At 73.7% G+C, this 19,063-nt stretch carries 15 protein-coding genes; 9 read left to right on the top strand and 6 right to left on the bottom strand.

The window, feature by feature from the left end:
* Positions 1-39: 39 nt before the first annotated feature.
* Positions 40-1,545 (bottom strand): RICIN domain-containing protein, encoded by a 1,506-nt coding sequence (locus ACH414_RS18425; protein WP_398942461.1) that lies wholly within the window; start codon positions 1,543-1,545, stop codon positions 40-42.
* Between the two features lie 297 nt (positions 1,546-1,842).
* On the opposite strand from ACH414_RS18425, the gene ACH414_RS18420 reads away from it, so the two are divergent.
* The 4 genes from ACH414_RS18420 to ACH414_RS18405 all read left to right on the top strand — a co-directional run bounded on the left by ACH414_RS18420 (position 1,843) and on the right by ACH414_RS18405 (position 6,108).
* Entirely contained in the window at positions 1,843-3,759 is a 1,917-nt protein-coding gene (locus tag ACH414_RS18420) for a potassium transporter TrkA (protein WP_398942459.1), read from the top strand.
* A gap of 118 nt (positions 3,760-3,877) precedes the next feature.
* A complete protein-coding gene (locus ACH414_RS18415; protein WP_382533752.1) occupies positions 3,878-4,237 on the top strand; it encodes an ArsR/SmtB family transcription factor in 360 nt (119 codons plus the stop codon).
* A gap of 95 nt (positions 4,238-4,332) precedes the next feature.
* Positions 4,333-5,694 carry an MFS transporter gene (locus ACH414_RS18410; RefSeq protein ID WP_398942458.1) on the top strand — a complete coding sequence of 454 codons (1,362 nt, stop codon included), beginning with the start codon at positions 4,333-4,335 and terminating at the stop codon, positions 5,692-5,694.
* 48 nt (positions 5,695-5,742) lie between these two features.
* Positions 5,743-6,108, top strand: coding sequence for a hypothetical protein (locus ACH414_RS18405; protein ID WP_382533756.1), 366 nt, complete (start codon positions 5,743-5,745; stop codon positions 6,106-6,108).
* Positions 6,109-6,159: 51 nt separating this feature from the next.
* On the opposite strand, the gene ACH414_RS18400 is transcribed toward ACH414_RS18405, so the two are convergent.
* Positions 6,160-7,551 carry a condensation domain-containing protein gene (locus ACH414_RS18400; protein ID WP_398942456.1) on the bottom strand — a complete coding sequence of 464 codons (1,392 nt, stop codon included), beginning with the start codon at positions 7,549-7,551 and terminating at the stop codon, positions 6,160-6,162.
* 304 nt (positions 7,552-7,855) lie between these two features.
* On the opposite strand from ACH414_RS18400, the gene ACH414_RS18395 reads away from it, so the two are divergent.
* On the top strand, positions 7,856-8,608 hold the full coding sequence (locus ACH414_RS18395; protein WP_386566721.1) for a dienelactone hydrolase family protein: 753 nt from the start codon (positions 7,856-7,858) through the stop codon (positions 8,606-8,608).
* A gap of 12 nt (positions 8,609-8,620) precedes the next feature.
* On the opposite strand, the gene ACH414_RS18390 is transcribed toward ACH414_RS18395, so the two are convergent.
* Together ACH414_RS18390 and ACH414_RS18385 are read right to left on the bottom strand one after the other, a co-directional pair.
* Positions 8,621-9,439 carry an SDR family NAD(P)-dependent oxidoreductase gene (locus ACH414_RS18390; protein ID WP_398942454.1) on the bottom strand — a complete coding sequence of 273 codons (819 nt, stop codon included), beginning with the start codon at positions 9,437-9,439 and terminating at the stop codon, positions 8,621-8,623.
* Positions 9,440-9,511: 72 nt separating this feature from the next.
* Complete coding sequence (locus tag ACH414_RS18385; RefSeq protein WP_398942629.1) at positions 9,512-12,178, bottom strand: FAD/NAD(P)-binding protein; 2,667 nt, start codon at positions 12,176-12,178, stop codon at positions 9,512-9,514.
* Positions 12,179-12,464: 286 nt separating this feature from the next.
* Here ACH414_RS18385 and ACH414_RS18380 point away from each other — a divergent pair, with 286 nt between their 5' ends.
* A complete protein-coding gene (locus ACH414_RS18380) occupies positions 12,465-12,926 on the top strand; it encodes an RrF2 family transcriptional regulator (RefSeq protein ID WP_382533764.1) in 462 nt (153 codons plus the stop codon).
* A 12-nt stretch (positions 12,927-12,938) separates the two neighbouring features.
* Here ACH414_RS18380 and ACH414_RS18375 read toward each other — a convergent pair whose 3' ends face one another.
* Both ACH414_RS18375 and ACH414_RS18370 read right to left on the bottom strand, forming a co-directional pair.
* Positions 12,939-13,973 carry a TolB-like translocation protein gene (locus ACH414_RS18375; RefSeq protein ID WP_382533766.1) on the bottom strand — a complete coding sequence of 345 codons (1,035 nt, stop codon included), beginning with the start codon at positions 13,971-13,973 and terminating at the stop codon, positions 12,939-12,941.
* Complete coding sequence (locus ACH414_RS18370) at positions 13,970-15,298, bottom strand: MFS transporter (RefSeq protein ID WP_398942628.1); 1,329 nt, start codon at positions 15,296-15,298, stop codon at positions 13,970-13,972. The genes ACH414_RS18375 and ACH414_RS18370 overlap by 4 nt, the downstream gene beginning before the upstream one ends.
* Positions 15,299-15,843: 545 nt before the next feature.
* Between ACH414_RS18370 and ACH414_RS18365 the strand changes: the two genes are divergently transcribed.
* From ACH414_RS18365 to ACH414_RS18355, 3 genes are read left to right on the top strand one after another with little or no spacing between them, the layout of a single operon-like run.
* Complete coding sequence (locus tag ACH414_RS18365) at positions 15,844-16,992, top strand: hypothetical protein (protein ID WP_382533768.1); 1,149 nt, start codon at positions 15,844-15,846, stop codon at positions 16,990-16,992.
* Positions 16,989-17,804, top strand: a complete 816-nt coding sequence (locus ACH414_RS18360) for a WecB/TagA/CpsF family glycosyltransferase (RefSeq protein ID WP_382533769.1) — start codon at positions 16,989-16,991, stop codon at positions 17,802-17,804. The genes ACH414_RS18365 and ACH414_RS18360 overlap by 4 nt, the downstream gene beginning before the upstream one ends.
* A complete protein-coding gene (locus tag ACH414_RS18355) occupies positions 17,804-19,060 on the top strand; it encodes a nucleotide sugar dehydrogenase (RefSeq protein ID WP_382534231.1) in 1,257 nt (418 codons plus the stop codon). The genes ACH414_RS18360 and ACH414_RS18355 overlap by 1 nt, the downstream gene beginning before the upstream one ends.
* Positions 19,061-19,063 lie beyond the last annotated feature (3 nt).

Raw genomic sequence — 19,063 nt, 5'->3', positions numbered from 1 at the left:
GCACAGCCGCACGTGCCCGTGCGGATGGGGGTGCGGTTGCTACTGGAGTTTCCACTGCATCGAGTCGAGGCCGTCGGCCGTGGTGCACGAGCCGACGGTCAGGCTCCCCTCGCCGTTCGGGGCGGTGAGGCAGTAGTCGCCCTGCTTGCTCCGGATCGTGAACCAGCCCGGGCGGCCGGGAGTGGCGCGGAAGCGCCAGAGCTGGTTGTCGGAGCCGGTGCCGTTGACCTGGTGGGACCAGGCGGTGCCGTTGGAGAAGTTGTAGTCCAGGACGCGGGCGTTCGCGAGGGTGAGACCGTGGGTCTCCGTGTAGCGGTTCTCGATCAGGAAGTAGCCGTTGCCCTTGTCCCACAGGTGCCACCGCTGGTTCTCGCCACCCGTGGCGTGGTACCCGTACACCGCCGCGCCGTTGGCGGTGTCGTAGCCGTAGAGGTCGGCGAGGTTCGCGTTCGCGTTGGTGAGCGTGGTGATCCGGTCGTGCGCCGGCGCACCGCCGTTGCCCTGGAGGGAGTCGAACACGGAGAAGGCCGCGTCCCGCCAGACCGCCGCCGCGGGGGCCGATCCGAGGCTGCCGGAGTAGTCGCCGATCTGCGTGGGGCCGCCGTCGAAGGTGTCGCCGTCGAGGAGCGGCCCGCCGCTCGCACCGCCGGACAGGTCGTCGGCACCGGTGCAGGGGCCGCCGCTGCCCAGGATCTGCGGCGGGGTGTCCGGGCCCCAGTAGGGCTGCTTCGCACAGGTGTGGAACTGGTTGTCGGCGGCCGGGATGCCCGCGATCACCACCCGGCCGGGCAGGGCGCTGATGCCGAACCGGTAGCCGGAGGAGCCGACGGCGTCCTGGACGTGGACGCCGCCCCGGGGGTTGAGCGCGAGGAACGCCGAGTCGTTGGTCTGCGTGCCGGTCGTGAAGTCGCCGACGACGCCGAGGGAGCGGAGCGTCCACTTGCCGTACGGGGCGTGCTCCGTGCCGTCGGCGTCCTTCCAGTACCCCGGCGTGAACTCGTACTCGGCCTGGGAGTTGATCCTGCCCTGGGCGTCGTGGGGTATGCAGTGCCGCGCGGTGGCGATCACGTCCTTGTTCGCGCTGGTGATGACGTTGCCGGTGCATGCGCTGATCCACCACGTACCCGGGTTGGCGGCGTCGGGCCAGGCGATGCGGATGCGCCCGGTGGTGGCCCGCAGGCGCTCCTCAGCCGGTGAGCCGGCCGCGAGCCGGCCTTCCCCCCGTGCCGTGGGCGCGGTGGGCGGCGCCTGGACCACGCGTCCGGTGCCGCGGGGCGCGGGGCGCTGGGCCTGGGGCTTCCAGTCCGGCAGCGCACCGCGGAACGGACGGAAGGTGCCGTCGTCGTCGTGCCGCTTCCAGAAGGCGCGCTGCTGGGCGTCCCCGGTCCTGGCGTCGGCGTAGGCGCCGCCGGCCCCGCCGGCGGCGCGCGGCTGGACGGAGGCCGGAGCGGTCGGGGGCTCCGCGGCGGATGCCTGCGAGGGCAGCGCGAGGGACAGGCTCACGGCTGCTACCGCGAGCGCGAGGGTGGTCGGGCGTGTTCTCAAGGGAGACTCCTTTTCCCGTTGCGTCCTTGGCCGGCGGTTGCCGGTGCCGGTACGCCCCGGCGGCGTCGCAGCCCGCGCTGCCGCCGCCCGTCGGCGTGCCGTGCGGATGCAGCGTCGCCCGGGGCGGTAGACAGCGGATCAACGCGCCGCGAGGGGCGGGAGCGGGGAACGCCGGTGACCAACCGGCGCACCGGGAAAGGGGGATGGGCAAAGGCGCGTCGATCGCCTGGCCGTCCTCGTCCGTGGGTCTGAAAGAATGATCACCCGTGCCGGGTCGGGGCCATGGGAACCGCCCGCGTGAGCGACGAAGACGACGGATGGCGTGGGGCGGGGGCATCGGTGGCGCGCGACAGGCTGCGGACCCGGTTTCGGTACTGGTTCGACGGGACGATGGACCGGGGAACGCCGGCGCTCATCAGCTGGCTGGCGCTGGCCTCGGTGCTGCTCATCGCGCTCGCCTCGACCCTGGTCGTGCTGTTCACCGACACAGACGCCGAGGACAACGGCGGCTGGTTCGGCGTGGCGTGGATGAGCCTGCTGCGCACGCTCGACGCCGGCACCATGGGCGGCGACACCGGAAGTCCGGTCTTCCTGGGCCTCATGCTGGCGGTGACGGTCGGCGGCATCTTCCTCGTCAGCGCCCTGATCGGTGTCCTGACGACCGGCCTGAACCAGCGGATCCACGAGCTCCGCAAGGGCCGGTCGCAGATCATGGAACGCGGCCACACCGTCGTCCTCGGCTGGTCGGACCAGGTCTTCACGGTCATCGCGGAGCTCGTGGAGGCGAACCAGAGCGAACGGCGCTCGTGCGTGGTGGTCCTCGCGGACCGCGACAAGGTGTCCATGGAGGACGCCATCCGGGCCAGGATCCCGGACACCAAGAGCACTCGCGTCATCTGCCGCTCCGGCAACCCGCTCGTGCGGACCGACCTGGAACTGGTCAGTCCCGACACGGCCAAGTCGATCATGGTGTTGCCGTCGGCCGGCGAGGAGAAGGACGTCGAGGTCATCAAGGTCCTGTTGCTGCTGAACTCCCGGCAGTGGCGGGGCGACCGGCCGGACATCGTCGCCGCCGTGCACGACTCGGACAACATCGCCGCGGCCCGACTGGCCGCGGGCGAGGGCGCGTTGGTCATCGACGCCGAGGACGTCGCCGTACGCCTCATCGCCCAGGCACACCGCCAGACCGGTCTGTCGGGCGTCTTCAACGAGCTGCTGAGCTTCGTCGGCAACGAGTTCTACCTCCGCCAGGAGCCCGCCCTCGTCGGTTCCACGTACGGGACGGCGCTGGGGGCCTACGAGGTCGGCGCCCCGGCCGGACTGCGGCGGGCGGACGGCACCGTACTCGTCAACCCGCCCATGGACACGCTCATCGAGCCGGGCGACGAGCTGCTCGTGATCGCCCAGGACGACCTGCTCATCCGGCTCGCCCGGACCCCTCCCCGGATCGTCGAGTCGGCCATCACCTCGGCGCCGGCCGAGCCGCCACGGCTCGACCGCACCCTCCTCATCGGCGAGAACTCCCGTACGGGCAGGCTCGTCACGCTCCTCGACAGCTTCGTCCGGCCCGGCTCCACCCTCGACGTCGCCGCGCCCCGCCGCCCGGACTCCGCGCTGGAGCAGCCGACGGTGAACCTCACCGTGGGCTACAAGTACTGCGAACCGACCCGCAGGTCCTCGCTGGAGACCCTGGACCTGGGCGCCTACCAGCACATCGTCGTGCTCTCCGACGACACGATCGCGCCCGGCCCGGCCGACGACCGGACGCTCGTGACCCTGCTCCACCTGCGGGACATCGAGGTGCGTCTCGGCGACCCGTACTCGATCGTCACGGAGATGAACGACGACGCCAACCGCGAGGTCGCCCAGGTGACCAAGGCCGACGACTTCATCGTCAGCACCAAGGTGATCAGCCTGCTGCTGACCCAGCTGAGCGAGAACCGGGACCTGTACGAGGTCTTCACCGACCTCTTCAACCCGGAGGGCTCGGAGATCTACCTCAAGCCGGCCTCGGACTACGTCGTCCTCGGCGCACAGGCCGACTTCGCGACCATCGTCGAGGCGGCCCGCCGGGAGGGCGAGACCGCGATCGGCTACCGCCTCGCCCGCCACGGCGAGACCCCGCCCCACTACGGGATCTTCCTCAACCCCTCGAAGACCGCCCCCGTCACCCTCGGGCCCGCGGACGCGATCGTCGTCCTCGCGGAGGGGTAGGGCCGCGAGAGCCGACCGGGGCGGACGTCCCGGATCCGCGCTGATGCGGCAGGCGCGGGACGGGCCGGCGGACCCGTCCTGAGGAAGCCCGTGCGCCCCGCGCGCCTACGATGGCGTCATGTCTCCAAGCGACGCGCCCTCCTCCGCGACCCGTGCGCACCAGCAGACGCCGGGGGCCCGCGAGCTGACGGCGGCGGCGCGGGTCTTCGCCATGCTCGCGGACCCCACGCGGCTGCACCTCGTGTGGTTGCTGTCGCGGGGGGAGGCGGACGTGACCGCCCTGGCGGAGGCGGTCGGCGCCGCCAGGCCCGCCGTGAGCCAGCACCTGGCCAAACTGCGCCTGGGGGGTCTGGTGGAGTCCCGCAAGGAGGGGCGCCGGGTGGTCTACTCCCTGCCGGACGGGCACATGAAGCGCATGGTCGTGGAGGCCATCAGCCACGCCGACCACCAGGTCACGGGGGAGCCCTGGCACGACTGACCGGGGGAGGGGGCGCGCGACAAGTCAATAGGTGCGCAATCATGCACGCGTCGGCTACGGTGAGAGGACCCGCAGCCGACCGAGGGATGCCGTGCATGCTGTCCGTCCTGAGGAACCGCACCTACCGCCACCTCTTCACCGCCCAGGTCGTGGCCCTGGTCGGCACCGGTCTGGCGACCGTGGCGCTGGGCCTGCTCGCCTACGACATCGCGGGCGGCGACGCGTCCGCGGTCCTCGGCACGGCCCTCGCGATCAAGATGGTGGCGTACGTGGGGATCGCACCGCTGATCAGTGCCTTCGCCGACCGCGTACCCAGGCGGGCGCTGCTGGTCTCCACGGACCTGGTCCGCGCCGGCGTCGCGCTGACCCTGCCGTTCGTGACCCAGGTCTGGCAGGTGTACGCGCTGATCCTGCTGCTCCAGGCCGCCTCCGCCGCCTTCACCCCGACCTTCCAGGCGACCGTCCCCGAGGTGCTGCCCCGGGAAGAGGACTACACCAGGGCGCTGTCGCTCTCCCGGCTCGCGTACGACCTGGAGAGCCTCTTCAGCCCCGCGCTCGCCGCGGCGCTCCTGTCCCTGATCTCCTACCGGTGGCTCTTCACCGGCACCGCCGCGGGCTTCGTCGCCTCCGGCGTCCTGGTCGTCTCCGTCCTGCTGCCCAGGCCCCGGCCGGTCGAGCGCACCGGCGGCGTCTACGCCAAGGCCGCCTTCGGCACGCGGCTGTTCCTCGCCACCCCGCGCCTGCGCGCCCTGCTCGCCCTCGACCTCGTCGTGGCCGCCGTGGGCGCCATGGTCCTCGTGAACACGGTGAGCCTCGTCCGCGGCCGCCTCGACGGCTCGGCCGGCGACGTGTCGCTCGCCCTCGGCGCGTACGGGGCCGGCTCCATGCTCGTGGCCCTGCTGCTGCCCCGTGTGCTCGGCCGGGTCGGGGACCGCGCCCTCATGCTGCCGGCCGCCTTCGCCCTGACCGGGGTGCTCGGACTCTTCGCGACCGCCCTGGCGGCCGGCCCCGCGCGGAGCGCCTGGGCGTGGCCCGCGCTCCTCGCGACCTGGCTGCTCATCGGGGCGGCGAGCTCGGCGGTCCTCACCCCCGGGGGCCGGCTGGTGCGCCGCTCGGCCTCGGCACCCGACCTGCCGGCCGCGTTCGCTGCCCGGTTCTCGCTGACCCACGCCTGCTGGCTCCTCACCTACCCGCTGGCCGGCTGGCTCGCCGCCCGGGCCGACCCGGCCGTCGCGGCCGGGGCCCTGACGCTGATCGCACTCGCCGGCACCGCGGTCGCCGTACGCCTGTGGCCCCGCACCGACCCGGCCGAACTGCCCCACGCCCATCCCGAGTTGCCCCGCGACCACCCGCACCTCGCGGGCGCCGGACAGCACCACACCCACGACTTCCACATCGACGTCCTGCACCGCCACTGGCCCGCCGGGGCGACCGCCGCCACCCGGTCCGCCGCCTGAACGAGCGTCCTATCCTGACGTGGTGAACCCGGGGGGAAGGGGCAGTACATGAACTGGGTCTGGTTGATTCTCATCCTGTTCTGGACGGGCGGCTTCGCATGGGCGGCCGACGGCATCCGCACCGCACTGCGGAACCGCCACGAACGCAAGATGGAGATCCTGGAAGCCGCGAAGCAGGAAAGACTGGCACTGGAGGCGTCCCACAAGACCCCCGAGCCGGTGTGCGGCTGCACGCACCACCTGGCCAAGCACGACAAGCAGGGCCGCTGCCACGAGCGGGTCGAGGTCCCGACGGCCTGGGACGAGAACAAGAAGCCCCTGCGGTACGAGCCCGGGCAGTGCAACTGCCAGCAGTACGTGGGCCCGCAACCGCTGTCGCAGGTCTTCGCGGACGAACTGACGGATCTCGCCTGAGCGCCGGGCGCGATCGGCCGGCCCCCGGCGAGGCCCGCCCCTTCGGCGGGGTCAGCGCCCGGCCGCGGCCACCGCGTGGACGAAGTCGCGCAGCCGCTCGACGTACAGGCGCATGTTCTTGTGGGCGATGTCGGTGTCGGGGTGCCGGGTCGCCAGGTGCAGTCCCTCGTGGAGCCGGTTGACCCAGACGCAGACCTCGGTGCCGTACGAGACCCGCACCAGGCCGTACGTCTTCCACTCCGCCCAGTGTTCGGAGCCCGTGATCCCCCGGGCGTCGACGAAGGAGAGGATCGAGTACAGGTCCGGCGAGGTCGCGCGGAAGTCGTCGCCGAGCAGGTCGAGCACACGGGGCAGCGGGACGCGGGCCAGCCGCCGGTTGGCCCGCAGCTGGTCGCGCACGATCCGCAGCGCGCCAGGGAAGTCGGACGCCGAGGTCACCGGCAGTTCGACCGGGGCTCCGCCGACGTACCAGCCCACGGACTGGGACCACTTGGACGTCGCCCGGGTGTGGAAGGGCACGACCGTGCGGTACACGGGCGCCCCGCCGAGCTCGTGGACCACGAGGCCCGTGGCGGCCAGCAGACCCACCAGACTGCCGCCGTAGGGACGGCAGTACGCCTCGAACGCGGCGGCCGGACCCGCGTCGACGAGCATCTCGCTCATCATCACCTGGGGGGTCAGGGCGTGCGGATCCTGCCCGAGCTCCACGGGGAAGCTCGGCAGCCGGCCGCCGCACCGGCGGATGAACTCCCGCCACCGGGCGACGATGTCGTGCTCCTCGTCGACCTGGTCCGCGTTCCCGCGCTCGACCTCGCAGAAGTCGACGTAACTGCCGTAGCTGGGCTCCTCCAGGGTGCGCCGCTCGACACCCGCCGCGTAGAGCTCGTGGACCTCGGCGGACACCCGCTGGAGGGAGTACGAGTCGACGTTGCTGTGGTCGAAGGCCATGTAGACGCTGGTGCCGTCGTCCCGGACGACCGCCGCGTACAGGAAGTTGGGCCAGCCCAGCGAGTCGGCGGCGACGTCGAAGCGGTCCTGGAGGTGCCGCGCCAGGATCGTCCCATCGGGGAAGTCGCCGATCGGCTCGCGGCGCAGGGTCACGTCCCGGGGGGCGAGCGTGAAGCGCCGCATCTCGTCGTCGGCGGTCCAGCGGAACCCGCTGCGCATCGTCTCGTGCCGCAAGGTCCAGCGGCGCAGGGCGTCTTCGAGGACGTCGAGGTCGACGCGCCCGGGGATGTCGAAGGCGACACCGATCCAGGTCGGCACGAACAGGCCGCCCGAACGGACCTTTCTGGACGTCCTCAGGTGGGCTTCCTGGAGGTACGCCGGGGGGCGGGAGTCCTCTGGCAGGCCGGAGGCCTTCTCGACGGTGGACGCCGAGAGCGTCCACTCGACGAGCCGGCCCGGCCGGACCTCACACCGCCGGATGTCTGTGACGCGCACGACGTGGCTCCGATCACGGGAAGGGGAGGCCACCACGTACGGCGCCCGGAGAGACAACGATCACCCCGGCGTCGGGGTCACGCGGGGTGCCCATGCGGGTTACCGTGGCGGGATGACCACCGGGACGGCCTCGGGCCACACACGGATCGGCGACCCGGTGCTCCGCTGAGCACCGCGCGGGCCGGATCGCGCCCACCGTCCGACCGCGGAGTCCGCGCCGCCGCGCGCGCTCCGCCCCTCTCGTGTCGACCACCGACTCCTCGCAGCAGCGACTCATCGACGCATCGACACCACGGAGACACGCATGCACGGCACGATGGTGCAGATCCCCACCCCCGACGGCCTCGCCGACGCCTTCGCCGCCTTCCCCGACGGCGGCGGCCGCCACCCGGCGGTGCTGATGTACCCGGACGCCTTCGGCCTCCGGCCCGTACTGAAGGACATGGCCCGCGAACTGGCCGGGCACGGGTACTGCGTACTCGTCCCCAACCTCTACTACCGGCACGCGCCGGCACCTGCCTTCCCCGTTCCCGAGTTCATCGACGAGGCGAACCGGCCGGCAGTCATCGCCGAGTTGATGCCCCTGCTCAAGGAACAGACCACCGCTGAACGGGTCCTGAGGGACGCCGGCGCCTACCTCGCCTTCCTCGGCGAGCGGCCCGAGGTCCGCGCCGGAGCGGTCGCCGTGACCGGCTACTGCATCGGCTCGCTGCTGGCGCTGCGCACGGCGGCGGCGCACCCGGAGCGGGTGGCCGCGGTCGCCGGGTTCCACCCGGGCTTCGTGGTCACCGACGCCCCCGACAGCCCGCACCGCCTCCTGCCCCGGCTCGCCGCCCAGGTCCATCTCGGCATCGCCGAGGGGGACATGACGCCCGAGATCGCCGAGGCGCTCGACCGGTCGCTCGGCGCCACGGGCCTCCGCGACGCCTGCGAGGTCTACCCTGGCACCGTCCACGGCTTCACCATGGCCGACACCGACGCCTTCAGCCCCACCGGGGCGAAGCTCCACTGGGACCGGCTGCTCGCCCTCCTGGACCGCACCCTGACCGCGGGCTGAGACCGGGCCGCCTCAGCCGCGCGGGTCCCGGGGCTCCACGCGGAAGTCGAAGGCCAGGGTGCCGGGATCCAGGGCCGTCGCTCCCCCGTCGATCGTCAGGGTCGCGCCGTTGACGAAGGAGGCGGCGGGGGAGAGGAGCCAGGCGACTGCCTCGGCGACCTCGCGCGGTTCGGCCGGACGGCCCGCCGGCAGGACGCGGGTGGCCTCCTCGTACGCCGCGTCGACGCCGCCCTCGCCGAGCCCCGCCTCCTCCGCGAAGCGGTTCATCCGCCGGTCCGCCATGTCGGTGCGCACCCAGCTCGGGCAGACCGTGTTGGCCCGCAGGCCGGCCGGGCCGTAGTCCACCGCGAGGGAGCGGCACAGCTGGAGGAGGGCCGCCTTCGAGGTGGCGTAGGCGGCGTTGCCGACGCCGTTGCGCAGGGCGGAGACCGAGGCGACCGCGACCACCGCGCCGCGGGCGTCGAGGAGGTGGGGCAGCGCGGCACGCAGGAGGTGGAAGGGGCCGGTGAGGTTGGTCAGCATGACCGACTCCCAGTCCTCCAGCGTCACCGAGCCCACGCTTCCGCCGCGCCCGACGCCCGCGTTCAGCACCAGCCCGTCCAGGCGGCCGTACGCCGCGACGGCCGTGGCGACCAGATCGCGCACCGCCTCGGGGTCGGCGATGTCGGACGGGACGGGCAGCGCCCCGGACTCCGCCGCCACGAGCCGCAGCGGCTCGGGGCGGCGCCCGGAGACCACCACCTGGTGACCCGCCTCGCGCAGCAGCCGGGCGGTGGCGGCGCCGATGCCCGTCCCGCCCCCGGTCACCAGGTACACCCGCTGCTCCGCCATGGGTCTCGGTCTCCTTCGTACGCGTGCCGCAGAGGCCTCGATCCTATGTGCGGAGCGGCGGGTGACCGCCCGTCAGGCGCCCAGGCCCGCGAGCCGGCGGCGGTCGAGCGGCGAGGCCCGGCGGTCCAGGCGCCGCTCCAGGAGGTCCCGGGCGGTGTCCCGGTGGCCGGCCTCCACCAGGGCGTACAGCAGGGTCTCCTCGACGACCTCGCGCTGCGCCGCGCTGCCGCCCACCCGCCGCAGCGAGGGCAGCAGCGCGCGCAGCCCCTGCGCGGCCGTCGTCCACTCCTCCTCGAGGACGGCCTCCAGCGCGCTGCACAACGGGACGACGACCTCCCGCTGCACCTGGTCCGCGCCCGCCGCGTGGGAGCGCAGCCGGCGCAGCCCGGGCAGGTCGCCGGCGGCGGTCAGGGCGACGGCGCCGTGCAGGGCGGTGAAGGCGGACGCGGGGCGCTCCACCAGTTCGCGGGCGACCGCGTCGAGGACACCGTCGACCGGCACCCGGCCGGTCCAGTTCTGGGACATCCGGGCCCGCCACAGCAGCGAACCGGAGTCCACGAGCGCCCGCACCCCGCTCACCTGCCCCGGAGCGAGCTGCGCGTACCAGCGGCGGCGCACCGCCGCGGCGTCGTCCAGGGCGAGCTCGTGCAGCGCCACGTGCCAGGAGAAGTGCGCCCGGTGCACGGCCCCGCGCCCCTGGGCGCCGATCCAGCCGTCGAGCCAGTCCCGGCCGGTGTGGTGCTCGCCCGACTCGTAGTGGACATGGGCCAGGGCGTGGACGGCGTGGCCGGAGGCCGGCTCCGCGGCCAGGGCCGCGCGGGCCAGCTCGCCCGCCTCGTCGATCCGCCCCTGCTCCTGGCGCACGAAGGAGAGGAGCGAGGTGTGGAACCAGTGCCCGTCGTAGGCGTGGGCGGTGCCCTCGACCAGGCGCCGGGCGAGTGAACCGTCGAGGTCCGCGACCCCGGAGAAGGCGATGGTGGGGACGGCGACGGCCAGGGCGAACGCGTCGCCGGGGAAGCGCTCCAGATGGGCGATGAGGGCCTGGTCACCGGGACTCGTGCCGTCCGCCCGGGACACGGGCGACTCGATCCGGCTCGTGACCATCTCCACGAACGAGCGCTCCCGCTCGTCCCCGCGCTCCCGGGCACTGCGCCGGGCGTCCGCGAGCTCCCGCGCCACGTCGACGTCCGCCCCGCACTCGTGGCCGAGCAGCGCCAGCGCGGCGTGGCCGAGGGCGAAGCCCGGGTCGAGCTCCGTCGCCCGGGCGAACGCCTCCGCCGCCTTCGCCCGTACGGTGATCACCCGGCCGAGTCCGCCCCGGAAGGACGCCGCCGCGGCGGCATGGGTCGACAGCGGGAGCCCGAACTGGTCGGTGGGCCGGCGGCGCGCCCGCCGCGGGCTCCCGGCCGGCGGGGCGAGGACCGCCTCGGCGACCTCCTTGGCCTGGGTGCGGATCTCGGGGATCGCCGTCGTCTCCCACAGCTCGCCCCGCCGGGGCGCGCCCAGCGTGAACAGCGCGCGCGCCGTCCGCCCCTGGGCGTCCAGGAGGCGCCCCCCGTCGGTGGCGACGCCGATGCCGAGCGGTCCCGGCACGGCGAGACCGTCCGCGAGGAGCCCGCTCCACAGCGGGTCGCCGCCGGCGTCGGCCCGCAGCCCGGGCCCCGTACAGTCCACCACCCAGGCCACGCCCAGCTCGCGGCCGTCGGCGAGGCGGACGGTCAGGCCGCCGTCCTCGCGCGCGGCGGCGGAGGCGATCCGGCCGGAGTGGACGCGCAGCCTGCGGGCGGAGCGCGCCCGGCTGATCGTCTCGGCGGTGGAGGGGGCCATCCGGTGCCGGTGCACGTTCCACGGGGTGGCGTCGCGCCCCAGGAACTCCGCCCGCTCGTCGTCCGTGAGGCCCTGCCAGAGCCGGCCGATCCACGGCCGCAGGCCGTCGAAGGCGGGCCGCCAGTCGCCGTGCGTGCGGCGGGTCTCGGCGACGTACCGCAGCACCTCCCTGCGCAGCCGGGGGAACGGGAGCGCGGCGAGCTCCTTCGGCGGCGGCACGGCCCGCAGCGGGGCGAGCGCGTGCGGCTGCGGCAGCAGGCCGGTGCGGGAGACCGCGTGCACGGTGCGGCCGGGCCGGTCGAGGACGAGGGCGAGGTCGACGGCGGTGAGCCCGGTGCCGACGAGGAGGACGTCGTCGGTGTCCGCCACGGCGTCGAGCGCGCCCGGCGCCCACGGGCGGGTGATGAACCGGTCGGAGCCGAGCAGGCCCCGCGGGGCCCACTCCGAGCGGCCCGCCGCCGGGCCGGTGGCGAGGACCACGCTGTCGGCCGCCACCGTCCCGCCGTCGGCGAGCCGGAGCTCCACCCGTCCGCCGGCGAGGTCGGCGCAGCCCGTCGCCCTGGTGCGCAGCCGCCGGACGGAGACCGTGCCGTGCGCGCTGATGATGGCCCGGCCGAGGGTGTCGGCGAGATACGAGCCGTAGCGGTGGCGGGAGGCGAAGTCCGCCGCGGTGACCGTGGACTCGCCGTGGCGGCAGAGCCAGCGGCGGAAGTGGCCGGGGTCGTCCGGATAGCAGCTCATCCCGCCGACCGGCACGTTGAGGCGGTGCTCGGGCACCTCGGTGGAGTACGCCACACCGCGGCCCGCCTCCGCCGCCGGATCGATCAGGACCAGGTCGAGCGGGGTGCGCCGGCGGGCCGCGGTCTCGCACAGCTGGACGGCGACGAGGGCGCCGGCCGCGCCCGCGCCCACGACCGCGACGGTCGGCCGGCTGCGCGCGGACGCGTCGGTCGCGGGGGCTGCGGCGGACTCGGTCGCGGGGGCGGACACCACGGAAACCACGGACTCCACGGACACTTCGGGTACCTCCGGGTCGAGCGGACAGAGCGCGGGCAATGTTCACTATCTCGATGAACAAAGTGGAGTAGCAACGCGCCTTCCGGACAACCGCGCTCCCCGGGCGTGTCGTTGACGGGCCGCCACGGCTCCGCGACCCCGGCGCAGGTCAGGCCCGGGCCGGTCGTGAGACATTGGGGCCGTGAGGATCTCAGCACGAACGGACTACGCCATCCGTGCCATGGCGGAGCTGGCCGGCGCCCCGGACCGGCCGCTCAAGGCGGAGGACATCGCCGGCCGCCAGGACATCCCCGTCCGATTTCTCTTCGTCGTGCTCAGCGAGCTGCGGCAGGCCCGTCTGGTCTCCAGCGTCCGGGGCCCCGACGGCGGCTACACGCTGGCCCGGCCGGCCGCGGAGATCACCGTCGCGGACGTCATCCGGGCCATGGACGGGCCGCTCGTCAGCGTCCGCGACCTGAAGTTGACGGGCCTGGAGTACCAGGGCGCCGCCGCCCCCATGCCGGACGTGTGGCGTGCCGTACGGGCGAGCCTCCGGCACGTCCTGGAGGGCACCACCCTCGCCGATCTGGCCCAGGGGACCCTGCCCCCGCTCGTACGGGAACGGGCGCGGGAGTACAACGACGACGTGCGCAGCTACCCGTAGCGGGCGGCGCGTTCACCTCGTGGCGGGCGGCGGCGCCTGCGCGTCGGACAGCAGGACCCGCGGGGTGCCCGACCCGTCGGCGGGAACCGTCCAGACGTCGTCGACGCCCGTGCGGCCCTCGGCGGGCAGCGCGTAGGCGAGGGTGCGGTCGTCGAGCCAGACCGCCTGGTCGTCGACGCTGCGGCGCTCGGCCAGCGGGGTCGACTTCAGGGTGCGCAGGTCCAGGACGTGCTCGCGCCACAGCGCCGCCTTCCCGAGCACCCGCTTCTTGTACGCGACGCGCGTGCCGTCCGGGGAGAGCGAGGGGCACTCGACGTTCTCCGCCAGGGCGGTGACGCTGCGGGCCGAGAGCGAGCCGCGGACGAGATGCGTCTGCTCACGGGTGCTGAGGGTGGCGTAGAAGGTGTCGTCGTCCTGGGCGAAGGTGACGCCCCAGAAGTTCACGTCGGTGCTGCGGTACGGCCGCCCGTCCAGGGTGATCGCGAACTCCTCCAGGTTCGGGGCGAGTTTCCAGCCGCGGGTGTCGAGGATCGAGGTGCGGGTGGAGAAGAACGAGGTGCCGTACGACTCGCCCTTCACGAACACGGTCCAGGCGGCGAGCCGTCCGCTGGGGGAGACCCGGGCGCGGCTGGGGATGCCCGCGAGGGGATAGTTCCGCACCGTGCGCAACGCGGAGTCGAGGATCTGCGCGCGGTAGGCGGGGCGGCCCAGGGAGGTGGTGGCCTGGAGGCAGACACCGGTGCCCGCGGCGGCGTGGAAGCGCAGACAGGACACGTCGGAGGTGGTGCGGGCGGCACCGGCGGCGGTCCCGGCCGGCACGGACACGAGCCGGTCGCGCTGCGGTCCCGTGGCCATGTTGCGGAAGACGAAGCGACCCGGGTCCGCCAGATCCACCTTCCCGTTCGTGAACGCCGGGCCGCCCGCGCGGGGCTTGTTCTCCTCGGCCGCCCGGTCGGCCGCCGAAAGCACCGACCAGGCGCCGAGGCCGGCGAGCAACAGCACCCCGGTGGCGAGGACCAGCAGGCGGCGCAGCGGGGTGAGGGTCATCGCGGATCTCCCGTCGGGCGCAGCGCGACACCGGCGACGGCCGCGCAGCAGGCGAGGCCGGCGGCGGCCGAGGCGAGCGCGGGGCCGTCGCCCCACGCGGCCCACGCGGCGCCGAAGGCCAGGGAACAGCAGAAGCGGGCCAGCGCCTGCCCGGTGCCGACCAGCGCGATCCCGCTGGCCCGCAGCCGTTCCGGCACCACGGCGGCGACGGCCGCGGGCAGCACCCCGTCGGTGGCGGCGTAGAACGCGCCGTGCAGGGCGAGCACCAGATACGGCAGCGCCGGCGTCGCGGGCGCCCACAGCAGCAGCGCGTACGCCAGGAGCAGTCCGGCGTGCCCGGCGAGGAACACCGTCCGCCGGCCGATCCGGTCCGCGAGCCGTCCGGCCGGGAGCGCGAGCAGCAGGAAGACGGCGGCCGTGCCGAGCGGAAGCAGCGGGAAGAGCTGCTCCGCCACCCCCGTACGCCGTTGCACGAGCAGATAGAGGAACGCGTCGCTCACCGTGGTCAGGCCGAGCAGCACCGCGCAGCCGAACAGCGCCCGCAGCCGCCGCCCCCGCAGCAGCGCGAACGCGGCCCGCAGATCCGCCCGCTCCTCGGGGCCGGGCCGCCGGGGTGCGGGCAGCTGGGGCGCGGGCAGCTGGGGGTTCTTTCCGCTCGGGGCGGAAGCAACCGCGGGGCCACCCGCGGCGCCGCTGGTTCCGCTCGGTACGAAAAGCAGCAGGACCAGCACCCCGAACGCCGCCACGCAGCCGCTGACCGCGAACACCGCGTCGTAACCGCCCGCCGCCACCCCCAGGATCAAGAACGCCGCGATCGGACCGAGCAGCGCCCCCGTGGTGTCCATCGCCCGGTGCAGGCCGAACGCCCGGCCCTGCCGCTCCGGCGGCACGGACAGCGAGATCAGCGCGTCGCGCGGCGCCGTGCGCAGCCCCTTGCCGGTGCGGTCGAGCGCCAGGGACACCCCGAGCGCGCCCATGTGGTGGACCAGGAGCAGCGGCTTCACCAGCGCCGACAGGCCGTAGCCGATCCCGGCGATCAGCTTGTGGTTGCGCACCCGGTCCGCGAGGTGCCCGCCGGTGAGCTGGACCAGGGCGCTCACGCCGTTCTGGACGCCGTCGAGCATGCCGAAGCCGAGCGGGCTCAGGCCGAGCCCCATCACCAGGTACAGCGGCAGCACCGCCGAGACCATCTCGCTGGAGACGTCGGTGACCAGGCTGACCGTGCCCAGCGCCAGGACGGTCGGCGAGGCCGCCCGGACCGTGCCCCGGAGGCGGTCCGGGGCGGAGGTCGGCGTCTGCGGTGTGGAGCGGTCGGCCAGATACACAGTCAAGGACCCCAACTGCCGTGAGCGGGTGATCGCGCGCCCACTGTAACCGCTGCGGGGCCGGGAGTTCGGCGCGATCGGTGCGGCTTAGCGACTGCTTGCGACCAATTCCTCGAAAGGCCTCATCGACACCGTGTTGTAGCCCTATCTTCCCGTTGTACGCTGCGAGTTGAGCACGGCGTTCGCGCCGTGCGCTGGGGGTGTCCGTGGGGGATCTCACCGGCAGGAGGCAGAAGCGGTCACGCTTCGCTGCCGCCTGTCCTCGTCGTCATGTCCGTCATCATCTTCGTCGCGGCTGGGGAGCCGCCGAGTAGAGGTCACACGCGTCGACGCGTCGCCGCGGCACTTCTGAGGAGGGTGCCGCCGATCCGTCGTGCGCGGGTGCCGGTCCGCCCACGCCACCACCGACCGCAGTCCCGCAACAGCTCCGCAAGCGTGCCGACAGCCAGCCGATCCGGATCAGCGTCCTGATCCGAACCGACCCGAGGGGGGTGGGTGTGTCCGATCGTCCTGCCAACACACCCGACATTCCACGCAGTTCACGGATGACCGAGCTCGCCGGAGCGGACCGCCCGCTCCACGACCTCGCCACCCGTCTGCTCGCCGTGGCCGAGCGGGGACTGCCCGCCATGCTCCTGCCCGGGGGCACCGGATTCGTCTTCACCCGCGCCGGCCACCGGGCCGCCGACGGGTCCTACCGACTGGAGCAGCGCGGCACCAGCATCCGCTACGCCGCCATCACCGCGCTCGGCGCCCGCTTCCTGCCCCTCGACCGGCAGCGCACGGTCCTCGGCGGCCACACCGCCGAGGAGTTCGCCGGCGAGCTGATCGAGCGGCTGCCCGGCGTCCGCAACCTCGGCGACGCCGCCCTGATCGCCTGGGCCGCGGCCGAGACCGGCCACCCCAAGCTCTCCGACGCCCTCGACCGGGTCACCGCCCTCGACGAGCCCGGCCGTCCGCAGTACACCGTCGAGGCCGCCTGGGTGCTCTCGGCGTACGCCGCCGCCCGCGGCACCGTCGACGTCGAGGACCGGCTGAAGAGCGCCCGGGACCGGCTGCTGCGCGCCCGGATCGGCGGCAGCCCGCTCTTCCCGCACGCCACCGGACCCGGCCTCAACCCCTGGTACCGCGCCCACATCGGCTGCTTCGCCGACCAGACCTACCCGCTGCAGGCACTGGCCCGCGCCCACGCGAGCGGCGACGACCCGGAGGCGTTGGCCGCCGCCGACGCCTGCGCCACCCGCATCTGCGCCCTCCAGGGCGAAGGCGGCCAGTGGTGGTGGCACTACGACGCCCGCCGCGGCAGCGTCGTCGAGGGCTACCCCGTGTACAGCGTCCACCAGCACGCCATGGCCCCCACCGCCCTCCTGGACCTGGCCGAGGCCGGCGGCACCGACTTCGGCGAGCCCATCCGCAAGGGCCTGCGCTGGATGACCGAGGTGCCCGAACTCGCCGCGGCCGGGGTCTTCGAGCCCATGATCCTGGACGAGCTCGGCGTGACCTGGCGCAAGGTCCACCGCGGCGACCCCAAGAAGGCCGTGCGCGCCGCCCGCGGCCTCACCACCCGGGTCGCCCCCGGCCTCCGGCTCGGCCCGCTCGACGGCGTGTTCCGGCCGACCGCCGTGGACCGCGAGTGCCGCCCGTACGAGTTCGGCTGGATGCTCTTCGCGTGGCTGGGAGGGATCGACAGATGATCCCCACCCCGCGCGCAGCTTCACCGTCGAAGCAGCAATCCCTGTTCGGGATACGGCTCGACGCGCTCACCATGGACGAGACCGTCGCCCGCTGCCTCGCCGCCGTACGCGCCGGCGAACGACTGGAGATCGGCGTGGTGAACGCCGCCAAGCTGGTCAACATGCGGCGCGACCCCGCCCTCGCCCAGGCCGTCTCCGGCTGCGACCTCGTCCTCGCCGACGGCCAGGCCGTCGTGTGGGCGGGCCGGCTGCTGCGCCGCCCGCTGCCCGAACGGGTCGCCGGCATCGACCTGTTCACCCGGCTCCTCGCCGAGGCCGAGGCCGCCGGGCATTCCGTCTACTTCCTCGGCGCCAAGCAGCACGTCCTGGACGAGATGCTGCGCCGCGTCGCGGTCCGCTTCCCCGGACTGCGCGTGGCCGGCAGCCGGCACGGCTACTTCGACGACGCCGACCAGCCGGCCATCGCCGACGCGATCGCCGAGAGCGGCGCCCACATGCTGTTCCTCGGCATGACCTCGCCCAAGAAGGAGATCTTCACCGCCGGTTACGGCGAGCGCAGCAAGGTGGCGCTCGTGCACGGCGTCGGCGGCTCCTTCGACATCCTCGCCGGCGTCACCCGCCGCGCCCCCGAACGCTGGCAGCGGCTCGGCTTCGAGTGGCTCTACCGCGCGCTCCAGGAGCCGCGCCGGCTCGGCCGCCGCTATCTCACCACCAATGTCTCCTTCGCCCTGATGACGGGCCGGGAGATGCTCCGCCGCAGCCCCTCGATCACGCACGTCACACCGGTCAGCACCGCGAGCAGGGAGTCATGATGCGCGTCGTCGTGGTTGGACAGGGCTATGTCGGACTGCCGCTCGCCATCCGGGCCGCCGAGACCGGTCACGAGGTGATCGGCTACGACGTGGACGCCGAGCGGGTCAAGAGCCTCGCCGCCGGCGAGTCCTACGTCGAGGACGTCTCCTCCGAGCGGCTGCGGGCCGCCCTCGACGCCGGCACCTACCGGGCGAGCGACGCCGTGCGCGACTGCGGCGGCTTCGACGTCGCCGTCGTCACCGTGCCGACCCCGCTGCACGAGGGCACCCCCGACCTGCGCTACATCGAGGAGTCGGCCCGCGACCTCGCCCGCTATCTGCGCCCCGGCGCGACCGTCATCCTGGAGTCGACCACCTACCCGGGCACCACCCAGGAGCTGTTCGGACCCCTGCTGGAGGAGGGCTCCGGACTCGTCGCGGGAGCCGACTTCCACCTCGGCTACAGCCCCGAGCGCATCGACCCCGGCAACCCCGTCTGGGGCTTCGAGCAGACCCCCAAGGTCGTCTCCGGCGTCGACAAGGCCTCCCTCAAGGCCGTACGGAAGTTCTACGACGGACTCGTCGACACCACCGTGCCGGTGAGCTCGCCCAAGGAGGCCGAGCTCGCCAAGCTCCTGGAGAACACCTTCCGGCACGTCAACATCGCCCTGGTCAACGAGATAGCGATGTTCGCCCGCCACCTCGACATCGACGTGTGGCAGGCCATCGACGCCGCCTCCAGCAAGCCCTTCGGCTTCATGCGCTTCACCCCCGGACCCGGCGTCGGCGGCCACTGCCTGCCCATCGACCCCTCGTACCTCTCCTGGCGCGTCCAGCGCGAACTCGGCCAGAGCTTCCGCTTCGTCGAGCTCGCCAACGACATCAACAACCACATGCCGGACTACGTGACCCGGCGCCTGGTCAGCGCCTTCAACTCCCGCAAGCGCGCGGTCAACGGCTCCCGGATCCTGCTCCTCGGCCTCGCCTACAAGAAGAACACCGGCGACGCCCGCGAGTCGCCCGCGCTGCGCATCTCCCAGCTCCTGCTCGACATGGGCGCCGAGGTCCGGGCGGCCGACCCGCACGTCGTCGAGGGACACCGGGTCGACAACCGGCTCGTCCGGGTCGACCTCACCAAGGAAGAGCTCGCCGCGGCCGACGCCGTGGTGCTCCTCACCGACCACGACGCCTTCGACTACGGGCTCGTCGAGGCCCACGCCGACTACGTACTCGACTGCCGGCGCCGGCTGAGCGGTCCCAGGATCGAGGTGCTCTAAACC

This window comes from Streptomyces sp. NPDC020422 (assembly GCF_044386705.1).
Lineage (GTDB): Bacteria > Actinomycetota > Actinomycetes > Streptomycetales > Streptomycetaceae > Streptomyces.
The sequence above is the reverse complement of the archived record's forward strand: the minus strand, read 5'-3'. Positions and strand labels throughout refer to the sequence as shown.